Below are 895 nucleotides of genomic sequence, written 5' to 3' on the forward strand. Positions count from 1 at the left end.
GAGGCCTTCATCACCATCGCCGCTTGCGCCCAGATGATCCAAAGGATCGCGCCGAAATGACTTCTCACACAGCCTCTGAAGCCGCCCTCTCGCCGAATCCGTCCGCTGCCGGTCACTTGCCTTCGCCGCAACCGAGCCTGTCCGGGCGACATTCATGTTCGAAGCAACGACCCAAGCCCGAATTGCCTGCGTCCGCTGCACGTCGCACGAGATGAGGGTGATCGGACGCGCGGGCCGGCAGCGCGCCGTCGCCTTGCCTTGGTCGGCACGGAAGGGACAATCCTGCGACGGCAGGAGGTAATGTAATGAGCAATCCCGATGAGATCGCTTCGATCCGCAAGGTGATCGACGAGATGGAGAGCGCCTGGAACGCGGGCGACTTCGCCGGTTATATGGCCGGTTTCGCCAACCCGGATGTTATCTTCGTTTCCGAAGGTCGGATACGCGGCGACTGGCAGGCGACACTGGACCACTACATTGCGCGCTACGGCGATGCGCCGGAGTTGCGCGGAAGGCTGAGTTTCCACATCCGCTCCATCGAGTTTCTCGCACCGGATGCCGCACAGCTGGTAAGCGGTTTCCGCTTGGACCGTCTGGAAGCGCCGCTGGAAGGGATCAACACGCGTCTGATGCGCAAGCAGCAAGGACTCTGGGTTATCGCTCTGAACCACGTCTCAGCATGTCCCGCTATTGCTCAATGATGCCAATCGAGTCTTGCGCCGGAAAAAGGCGCCCTAGAGCATCAGGATCAACTCGGGGCAGCTCATTTTTCCGCAATCCGGCCGCATAAAACCGTGTGATCGCATGCAAGCCTTGGCGGGGCGCTGTTGCACATCTCGGTAAGGGGGATTCACTGAGCGCGCGCTGACGGTTAGCTCGAGGGTATGCCGAAGCC

Annotated in this window: 1 protein-coding gene; it reads left to right on the plus strand. The window is 60.9% G+C overall.

The window, feature by feature from the left end:
- Nucleotides 1-305: 305 nt before the first annotated feature.
- A complete protein-coding gene (locus tag Q1B08_RS21540; protein ID WP_299823445.1) occupies nucleotides 306-701 on the plus strand; it encodes a nuclear transport factor 2 family protein in 396 nt (131 codons plus the stop codon).
- The last annotated feature ends 194 nt before the right edge of the window (nucleotides 702-895 follow it).

Origin of the sequence: uncultured Jannaschia sp. (assembly GCF_947494025.1) — a bacterium.
In the GTDB taxonomy this organism is placed as follows: Bacteria; Pseudomonadota; Alphaproteobacteria; order Rhodobacterales; family Rhodobacteraceae; genus Jannaschia.

Coding starts and splice junctions, on each gene's coding strand:
- Q1B08_RS21540 (WP_299823445.1), top strand. CDS start 306: ATGAGCAATCCCGATGAGATCGCTTCGATCCGCAAGGTGATCGACGAG.